The organism is Shigella sp. FC1567 (assembly GCF_001743015.1).
GTDB classification, from domain to species: domain Bacteria; phylum Pseudomonadota; class Gammaproteobacteria; order Enterobacterales; family Enterobacteriaceae; genus Escherichia; species Escherichia coli.
This window is the reverse complement of the sequence record NZ_MIIV01000072.1, coordinates 1-9,205: the sequence shown is the minus strand read 5'-3', so window position 1 is coordinate 9,205 and position 9,205 is coordinate 1. Positions and strand designations below refer to the sequence as shown.

Sequence of the window (9,205 nt, the reverse complement as noted above, 5' to 3'; positions counted from 1 at the left end):
CCTCATGATTCTCATTCTGACGTGCCAGAGCACGATTGAAAACGAAACGACATGCGCCTGCGAAGCGCCTCATTTCACGCTCCTGTTGACCACCGGGTCTTAACTGGAATTTAAATGCTTGTAGTCGTTTCACAGGCCAAATGATACTTTGGTCTGTGAAAAAAGAAACCGATATCCGGCGTGGAAGGCATTGTGTTTTCCTGATGCATGTTCACCTGGTCTTTGTCACCAAATACCGACGTCAGATTTTTGACTATGACGCGACAGAAAAACTACGCACTTACTTTTCAAATGTATGTGCTGATTTTGAAGCTGAACTGGTTTAAATGGATGGCGAACCAGATCACGTCCATTTGTTAATTAACTATCCTCCCAAACTGGCGATATCCAGTCTGGTAAACAGCCTCAAAGGCGTATCGGGTAGGTTACTGCGACGAGATCGACCAGATATTGCAGTCAGGTATTACTACAAAGGCGTTTTGTGGAGTCCTGGCTATTTTGCCAATAGCTGCGGAGGTGCGCCAATATCCGTCATCCGCCAATACATTGAACAACAGCAAACACCTGGTTAGGTGGAAAACCGCGCCTTATATCCCCGCCCTGAAGGACGGGGTTTTACGGCGCACCGGATAAATTTGGTTATGCGCCGTCAGCCGTGCTAAAGAATACGGACCAGCACCCAACGGATGCCAGTCCACACAATTAACGTAACTCTGGCCAGTACGCTTTGTTGGCCTCCAGCAACTCATCCAGAATAGCTTTGGCGACCGAGGCGCTCGGTACCGTTTTCGATAACGTAATCGCCTGCCACAGGTGCTGATATGAACGCTGTTCCCAGGCGTCCACGACCAGTTTTTCCACCGCCACTTGCTGACTCATTAACCCTTTCTGAAACTGCGGGATATCGCCGACCACCAGTGGTTCTGGTCCGTTGTGCCCGACCAGACACGGGATCTCGACCATCGCTTCATCATCAAAGTTATGGATTGCCCCGTTGTTAGGCACAATCAGCAACATCCGCTCCTGAGTGTTGAAGGCAATTGCCGCCGCCAGATCGACGATGTATGACGCATGTTCGTCAATCTCCAGCTTGGCCGCCGCTGAATTTCCTGCCGCTGTAATGGCGCGGCAAGCATCGAAAACCTGTTTCTCGCGATGTTCCATTCACCTCATTCGCGCGGGTATGTTCAGGGTTGGAATGCTGAACAACATAATCCGGGAAGAGATAATATTTCAGATAGGTGTTCGGCAATGTATCCGGGTCCAGTGCCTGGACATCCCGCGCTTTTGCATAGGTGTCGTTCCAGCTCGCTTCAGTATGTGTATCTTGCTGCGGTGGAACATAACCGTGCTTAGAGACATATTGCCGCAGCTGGGGCATCAGGTCGTTGCCCTGCAAATCTTCAATTGATGTCCACCAGCCAAAGTGGTTCAGGCCGTAGTAGCGCACGCGCATCTGTTTGCGATCTTGCAGCCCAACAATTTGCGCCATCCGGCTTTCAATACCGATTGGCATGTCACAGATGTTGAGGATTTTCGCATTCGGGCGCAGACGACGCGTGGCTTCTGCGACAATTGCTGCCGGGTTGGAGTAGTTGAGCATCCAGGCATTTGGTGAATATTTTTCCATATAATCCACCAGTTCCAGGACGCCGCCAATGGAACGCATGCCGTACGCTATTCCGCCGGGTCCGCAAGTTTCCTGACCAACAACGCCGTGGCGCAGCGGGATTTTTTCATCCAGTTCGCGCATCGGGTATTTGCCGACGCGGATGTGCGCCATGACAAAATCAACGTCGCTGAATGCCACTTCAGGATCGGTGGTGTAACTAAACGCAATGTCCGGCGCTTTCTCTTTAAGGATGACTTTACAGGCTTCGGCAATCACTTCCTGCCGCGCACCATCGTTATCATAAAATTTCAGTGCACGAAGCGGGAAACGGTCCTGATTCGCCAGGAGCATCAACACGATGCCTGGCGTAAAGGTGCTTCCACCGCCTGCGACAACCACTGAGAATTTGGTCATTATACTGCCTCCGTAATGGCAACATTTTCTGCTGATTGATGAGAATTAATTAAGCTATCGAGCTGTTCACGCAGCTGGGATACATGCAGACCAATGATCACCTGAATGGCATCGCCACTACGGAAGACGCCGTGCGCTCCCAGCTTTTTAAAGACTTCGTCATCCAGCGTTTGTGACATGTCATGCAGTGCAATACGTAAACGCGTCGCGCAATTGTTAATGCTGGAGATATTGCCGACCCCGCCCAGGGCTTGCAGGATACCGGCAGCCTGATCCAGCTCTTTTTTTGGCTCTGCAGCGGTGGTTTGGCCTCGCGAGGCTTTGTATTCGGCTTTTGAGTAGAGTTTCACTTCCGCATCTTCACGTCCCGGCGTGCACATGTTGAATTGCAGAATCAGTGTGCGGAAAACCACGAAGTACAGCAGGGTAAAGCACAACCCAATGGCGATTTGGGTCAGCATCATATCCGCGTGGTTGCTGAACATCGGGATCCAGTTTTGCGGTAAAACCTGGTCAATCAGACCTCCGCCCATGTTGCCCACCACACCAAAGAGATACATCACGGTCGACATTGAGGCCGCCAGCACGGCGTGTACCGCAAACAGCAACGGTGAAATGAACAGGAAGGTAAATTCCAGCGGTTCGGTAATTCCCACCAGCATGGCGGTTAAGGTTGCGGGAATCAGCAAGCCCGCCACTTTTACCCGATTTTCCGGTGCGGCAGTGAAGTACATCGCTAAAGAAATGCCCACGGCACCAAAGATTTTTGAGTTACCGTGCAGGGCAAAACCGCCTTCCGGGAACAACGATTTCAGCGGCTCGGCGCTCAGACTGAACTCTTGCAGATGCTGCGCCCAGTACATCTGAATGCCGCCTTCAACAGCTGCCGGACCAAAGATAAACTGTCCGTAGATGAAGTGGTGTAAACCGGTTGGGATCAGAATACGTTCGAGGAAGGTGTAAACCCACCCCCCAAGCGCACCCGCCGAACGCAGGAACGCTTGCAGAGATTCAATCCCCATTTGTACTTTTGGCCAACCGAGCAACGTCAGCCAGGCACAGGGGATCATCACCAGGAAGGCGATAATCACCACATAAGACGTCCCCTGGAAAATGCCGAGAAAAACCGGCAGTTTTTTATCGAACAGACGGTTATGCAGCGCCGTCACAATGCCGGAAATGATAATTGCGCCGATAATGCTGGTATCGAGGGTTTTAATCCCGGCCATCATTGTCAGACCGCTACCTGCCACCGCGTCCTGAGTGAAATCGACGCCGAAGTAGCTTCCCCAGATCATTCCCATCGCGTTGATGAAATAGTTCCAGGTCAGGAAACTCACCATCACCGCCAGACAAGCACGCCCCTGCGCTTGCTTAGCAAGGCCAATGGGTAAACCGACAGCAAAAATCAGCGGCATATTACGGAATACCGTCCAACCGCCCTCTTCAATAATGTGTACGATTTGCGCGAATAAACTGTTCGGATCGGTCAGTGATTCCCCGACAAACATCGGGTTTTGCAGCAAGATGGCAAGACCCACCACAATCCCGGCGAAGGGAAACAGCAGCACTGGCGTGAACATCGCGCCGCCAAAGCGTTGAATTTGACTGAGCATTTCCACATCCTCTTTTCTCAATTCTGTAAGTAGGAAGCCTGATTGGTTATGCGGCAGGCCTGGAGCGAGGATAGGAAGATGCGATCGGCAGAACATGACGACCCAATGGGATTCGTGATCGCTTTCATGCTTTTCGTTGGGCGGTAGAGATCTACGTTTTCGCGAAAAAGTAGACATCTGTGAGCACTGGTACACAGCATCGAACACATCTTTAAAAAAAGATGTTTTTTCAATCGATTAAGCAGAACTTGTGGGCGCATTACCCGGGCTTGCAGGCAAAAAAGAGATCTAGAGATGATCTACAAAAGCATTGCGGAGCGGTTAAGAATTCGACTTAATTCCGCGGATTTCACGCTAAACAGCCTTCTTCCCGGTGAAAAAAAGTTGGCGGAAGAATTTGCAGTATCCCGGATGACCATCCGTAAAGCGATTGACCTGCTGGTAGCGTGGGGGCTGGTGGTCCGCCGCCACGGCAGCGGCACTTACCTGGTGCGCAAAGATGTGCTGCATCAAACCGCCAGCCTGACCGGACTGGTGGAGGTGTTAAAACGGCAGGGAAAAACGGTCACCAGCCAGGTGCTGATTTTTGAAATCATGCCTGCGCCTCCGGCCATTGCCAGCCAGTTACGGATTCAAATCAACGAGCAGATCTACTTCTCCCGTCGCGTTCGTTTTGTGGAAGGGAAACCGCTGATGCTGGAAGACAGCTATATGCCGGTTAAACTGTTCCGTAATCTTTCGCTGCAACATCTGGAAGGGTCGAAGTTTGAATATATTGAACAAGAGTGTGGGATTTTGATTGGCGGTAATTATGAAAGCCTGACGCCGGTGCTCGCCGATAGACTGCTGGCGCGGCAAATGAAGGTAGCGGAACACACGCCACTGCTGCGGATCACCTCGTTGTCATATAGCGAGAGCGGGGAGTTTTTGAATTATTCAGTGATGTTCAGAAATGCCAGCGAATACCAGGTGGAGTACCATTTACGGCGACTCCACCCGGAAAAGAGTTAACCGATACTCCAGAAGAGCACCGCCAGTAATTGGGGGGTGATAATTCGCAGAAACATCACTAACGGATAGACAGTGGCGTAAGAGAGCGCCGGCGCACCACTGGTTGGATGAAGATTATTAGCAAACGCCAGCGCCGGAGGATCGGTCATGGAACCTGCCAGCATCCCGCACATGGTCAGGTAATTCATTTTGGCTAACATCCGCGCCAGAATGCCAACAGTAATCAGCGGAACGGCGGTGATCAGGGCACCATAACCAATCCAGCTTAGCCCTTCGCCATTGACCAGGGTATTCACAAAATCCCCACCAGATTTCAGACCAACGACCGAGAGGAACAGCACGATCCCCAGCTCCCGCAGCGCGAGGTTGGCACTTGGCGGCATAAACCAGTACAGCTTGCCGATACTGCCGATACGCCCGAGGATCAACGCCATAATCAGCGGACCGCCCGCCAGCCCCAGTTTCAACGCGGCCGGGAACCCAGGCACAAAGACGGGAATAGAACCTAACAATACGCCAAGCCCGATGCCAATAAACACTGGCAGCATCTGAACCTGTTGCAGTTTTTGCTGCGCATTCCCCAGCACATTGGCAACGGCATCAATTGCGGACGGACGCCCCACCAGATTGAGGATATCGCCGAACTGCAGGCTGATATCGCCACTGGCGACCAGTTCGACCCCGGCACGGTTCAGGCGCGAGATAACAACGTCATAGCGTTCTTTAAAGTGCAGGTCGCGAATACGTTTTCCGAGCACGTTTTCATTGGTGACCACCACACGCTCGACGCGCAAATCAGTGCCTTTCGTGGACAGCGAAGTATCGACCTCCTGACCAATCACCAGTTGCGCATTATGTAAATCCGCTGGCTGCCCCACCAGATGCAGCAAATCGCCCAGTTGGATAATGGTATCTGGCGAAGGAACTTTTAGGGTTTCTTCGCGTTTCAGACGCGAGCAGATAATTTTGTCGCCGTTGAGAATCGGTACATCTTTAATAGCTAAATCATGCAGGTTAGGGTTCTCAACGCGAATATTGATAGTCTTGATCAGCGCGCCGCCATTGGTGCGTGAAGACTCGTGCTGCTGAGCTTCTGTCTCGACATTGACGCGGAAAATAACCCGCAACATCCACATGGTGAACAAAATCCCGCAAATGCCGAATGGATACGCCATCGCGTAACTCATCCCCATCTGATCGACCATTTCCATTGGTGTACCCAGGTCGCGCAAGATCTGCTGCCCTGCCCCCAGCGCTGGCGTATTGGTAACCGCACCGGAGAAAATCCCCAGCACTACCGGCAGTGGAATATCAAACAGTTTATGCAGGATGGCGGTAACCAGACCACCGATGATGACGATCAGAACAGCAAACAGGTTGAGGCGTAATCCGGAGACGCGCAATGAGGCAAAGAAGCCCGGCCCTACTTGAATCCCGATGGTATAAACGAACAGGATCAGGCCAAATTCCTGAATAACATGCAGCATATCGCTACTTAATGTCATCCCCGCCTGAGAAACAAAATGGCCGACGATGATCCCACCAAACAGCACGCCGCCAATACCTAATCCTATGCCGCGAAATTTGACGTTGCCGATAAACAAACCGACGACTGCCACCAAAGCCAGAATACTGACCGTTAATGCTATATCACTCATCGTCCATTTCTCTTGAGATAACATTTTAATTGCTACGGATTATGGCTGAATCGGTGAAGCAGATTTGCCTTATAGCGCACATTATCACGGGAAAGAACGTGCCGAAATATCTTAAACAGTCGAAATTTAACGCATTGTTGAAGAAGAAAGACAAAAAAAGCCCCACCAGAATGGCGGGGGCAAAGAGAATAGCTAGTTAGCTATTTAACGCGGGACGTTCGCTGATAGCGATACGCTGCGCTGCGATGGGTTCAGGCTCATTACGAATTAAATCAATATGCAGTAAACCGTTTACGAAGGTTGCGCCAGAGACTTCCATATTTTCAGCCAGCGTAAAGCTCAGGCTAAATGGCTGATTCATAAGCCCTTGATGCAGCCATTTTTTCTCTTCTTTTGGCTGCTCCGGCGTGCCTTTTACGCTCAGGCGCGTACCTTCCAGTTGAATCTCTAAATCTTCCTGACGGAAACCTGCCAGCGCAAGGGTAATGCGGTAGTGGTTATCGTCGCTTTTCTCAATGTTGTACGGCGGGAAGCTCTGGCTTTCACCGGCGTTTTGCAGTGCGTTGGCCAGTTTGTCAAAACCGATCCATTGACGCATCAGTGGGGATAAATCGAAGTTACGCATAGTCATTTCTCCTTCTAAGAAGCGAGTAAGTACCTGCAAATCCGAAGATTCGCATATGCTCCCTGACGGCGAGCATGGAGATGTCAGGCCGCGTCAGGCGGCCTTAGGGAATTAGTTGATTTCGATACGGCGCGGTTTTTTCGCTTCCGGAATCACGCGTTCGAGATCGATATACAGCAAACCATTTACCAGGTTAGCCCCACGAACATGAATGTTCTCAGCTAACTGGAATTTGCGTTCAAAGTTGCGTTCAGCGATGCCCTGGTACAGATAGGTGCGCTCTTTTTGTTCGTCGGCGTGAGCACCTTTCACCACCAGCAGATTATCCTGGGCGGTAATTTCCAGTTCGCTCTCAGCAAAACCAGCCACAGCGATAGCAATGCGGTAATGGTTTTCGTCTACCAGTTCAACGTTATACGGAGGGTAGCCGCCATTACTCTGGCTCTGGTTGTTTTCTAAGTGGTTAAACAAACGGTCAAATCCAATAGCAGAACGGTAAAGCGGGGATAAATCAAAGTTACGCATAATCAATAGCTCCTGAAATCAGCGAGAATGTAATACCTTCCACAATGGACAGGTCAGGTAGCCAGAACACCCATCAGGCGCGTCCTCATCGGCTACGATGTAAAAATGGGTCTGGAAATGAACTTTTCAAGCCTTATCAGCGGACTTTTTTTTGCAGTTTATGGTCTATTGCATAGACTGAGGGGGCAGCACGAAACGTTAAAGTGCGATAGCCGCCACAGTGCGACGTAATGATGATGTTATTTTCAGCAAGGGATCGCTATAACTCATCAGGCCAACACCCACGATCAACAGATGAATTTATTATGATAAGAAATGTGTTGTTAGCGTTCATGATATGCAGCGGAATGACATTACTCGGAGGATGCTCCAGCGTGATGTCCCATACCGGAGGGAAAGAAGGAACGTATCCCGGCACCCGCGCCAGCGCAACCATGATTGGCGACGATGAAACCAACTGGGGCACTAAGTCGCTGGCGATTCTCGATATGCCGTTTACCGCTGTGATGGACACGCTTTTACTGCCGTGGGATGTGTTCCGCAAAGACAGCTCGGTGCGCTCACACGTTGAAAAAAGCGAAGCCAACGCGCAAGCCACCAATGCGGTTATTCCACCGGCCAGAATGCCTGATAACTGATTTAGCGATCAGTTTCGGTGATCCACAGCTGGCCGCCTTCCATCCACGCCAGCCATTGACCATCCGGCGAGAAGACCACGGCGTCCGCAGAAGGTGGATTGGCGTGGCTTTCGGTTAAATACTCAACCTCGCCACTTTGCGCATGGGCACAAGCAATTCGATTATCCAGCACAAAGCCCAACCATTCTCCTGACGGATGCCAGTTAAATGCAGACTGAATATCCGTTTTGTTATGGGTTAACTGGCGCGGCTCGCCGCCCTGTGGCGAGATAAGCCACAGTTGCACAATGCCGTTATCATCACGCATTAAAAACGCGATTTGCGTACCCTGCGGATTACAGCGCACCCAGTGGCGCGGGACGTTGACTAACCCCGGATAAGCCCGATGGTGGGTAAAGGTTAAACGTCGCTGCACGACGCCGCGCGGTGGCGCGGGCAGGGTGGTTTCCGTTCCACTTAACGGCGCATCACCTGCCGCTTTCCAGCCAGCTTCATCTTGCGGTAACTCAACGATAAACAGCTCCGGCACTTTCTCGCCCTTTGGCGAAAGTGTGTCGCCAATAAACGCCAGCGCGTGATTTCCTACCCATCCTTCTTCATAAGCACGATTGATTTCATCGCTGCCAGGCTGCGGCGTGGGCGTGGTTTTACTCACCAGCACGCACCAGTGGCTACCGCTGTATTCACGCGGATGCTGCTTTTGTACGTTGACCGGGCCAAACGGCGCAGCAACACCGACGTTTCGCAAATCCAGCGCCGGATCGAGTTCATGCATTACATGGTCGTTATAGGTAAAGCTCACCCTTTCACCGTTCGGGCTAAAGACATGCACATGGCTGCCGCCGCGCAGCGCTCCTGGCGTATACGGCGCGGTAATATCCATTGCATCGAGATTGCTCACCTTGCCGCCTTCAGCAATGACTCCGCGTCGATGATGGAAATCGTAATACCATGTTTCATCAGGATTTTCCGGGCCATGGATGAAAACATATTTCTCTGACTTCGGATGAACCACGGCAGCCTGACGGCTGCAAATTGAAAACCGCCCCTGTTCGTCCTGTTGTTGCCGCACGCTCCGCAGAATATGTATGCTCTGAGGACCTGTT

Annotated in this window: 8 protein-coding genes, 3 pseudogenes and 1 other annotated feature; of the genes and pseudogenes, 4 read left to right on the top strand and 7 right to left on the bottom strand. The window is 51.4% G+C overall.

The genetic code is table 11. The features are described from left to right. The coding region (locus tag BHE85_RS05900) for a helix-turn-helix domain-containing protein (protein WP_148694912.1) at positions 1-133 on the bottom strand (133 nt) is incomplete at its 3' end. Positions 134-140: 7 nt separating this feature from the next. Here BHE85_RS05900 and tnpA point away from each other — a divergent pair. Together tnpA and BHE85_RS27245 are read left to right on the top strand one after the other, a co-directional pair. Next, positions 141-572: pseudogene (tnpA, locus tag BHE85_RS05895) on the top strand (IS200/IS605 family transposase). Positions 573-631: 59 nt separating this feature from the next. Beyond that, positions 632-706: pseudogene (locus BHE85_RS27245) on the top strand (hypothetical protein); the annotation flags it as partial. Here BHE85_RS27245 and BHE85_RS05885 read toward each other — a convergent pair. Continuing rightward, positions 703-2,026, bottom strand: a pseudogene (locus BHE85_RS05885) (6-phospho-alpha-glucosidase). The pseudogenes BHE85_RS27245 and BHE85_RS05885 overlap by 4 nt on opposite strands. After that, positions 2,026-3,642: a PTS sugar transporter subunit IIB gene (locus tag BHE85_RS05880; protein WP_000951106.1), complete on the bottom strand. Its 1,617-nt coding sequence runs from the start codon at positions 3,640-3,642 to the stop codon at positions 2,026-2,028. Before BHE85_RS05880 ends, BHE85_RS05885 begins: the two are co-directional and overlap by 1 nt. Before the next feature lie 294 nt (positions 3,643-3,936). On the opposite strand from BHE85_RS05880, the gene BHE85_RS05875 reads away from it, so the two are divergent. Next, the gene (locus BHE85_RS05875) at positions 3,937-4,653 is read left to right on the top strand and encodes a GntR family transcriptional regulator (RefSeq protein ID WP_001300779.1); all 717 of its coding nucleotides are present in this window, start codon (positions 3,937-3,939) and stop codon (positions 4,651-4,653) included. Here the strand turns inward: BHE85_RS05875 and BHE85_RS05870 are convergent. The 3 genes from BHE85_RS05870 to ibpA all read right to left on the bottom strand — a co-directional run bounded on the left by BHE85_RS05870 (position 4,650) and on the right by ibpA (position 7,461). Then, positions 4,650-6,311 (bottom strand): putative transporter, encoded by a 1,662-nt coding sequence (locus BHE85_RS05870; protein WP_001279754.1) that lies wholly within the window; start codon positions 6,309-6,311, stop codon positions 4,650-4,652. The genes BHE85_RS05875 and BHE85_RS05870 overlap by 4 nt on opposite strands. 196 nt (positions 6,312-6,507) lie before the next feature. After that, positions 6,508-6,936: a small heat shock chaperone IbpB gene (gene ibpB, locus BHE85_RS05865; RefSeq protein WP_001243431.1), complete on the bottom strand. Its 429-nt coding sequence runs from the start codon at positions 6,934-6,936 to the stop codon at positions 6,508-6,510. Positions 6,937-7,047: 111 nt separating this feature from the next. Further along, positions 7,048-7,461, bottom strand: coding sequence for a small heat shock chaperone IbpA (ibpA, locus tag BHE85_RS05860; RefSeq protein ID WP_001243437.1), 414 nt, complete (start codon positions 7,459-7,461; stop codon positions 7,048-7,050). Then, positions 7,455-7,527: a sequence feature (ROSE (Repression Of Heat Shock gene Expression) occurs in the 5'-region of heat shock genes and acts as an RNA thermometer to modulate expression.), on the bottom strand. (Overlaps the previous gene by 7 nt.) Positions 7,528-7,766: 239 nt before the next feature. Between ibpA and BHE85_RS05855 the strand changes: the two genes are divergently transcribed. Further along, on the top strand, positions 7,767-8,099 hold the full coding sequence (locus tag BHE85_RS05855) for a YceK/YidQ family lipoprotein (protein WP_011379315.1): 333 nt from the start codon (positions 7,767-7,769) through the stop codon (positions 8,097-8,099). A 1-nt stretch (position 8,100) separates the two neighbouring features. On the opposite strand, the gene BHE85_RS05850 is transcribed toward BHE85_RS05855, so the two are convergent. After that, positions 8,101-9,205, bottom strand: a 1,105-nt coding sequence (locus tag BHE85_RS05850) for a DUF3748 domain-containing protein (protein ID WP_242412317.1), incomplete at its 5' end; no start/stop codon positions are given.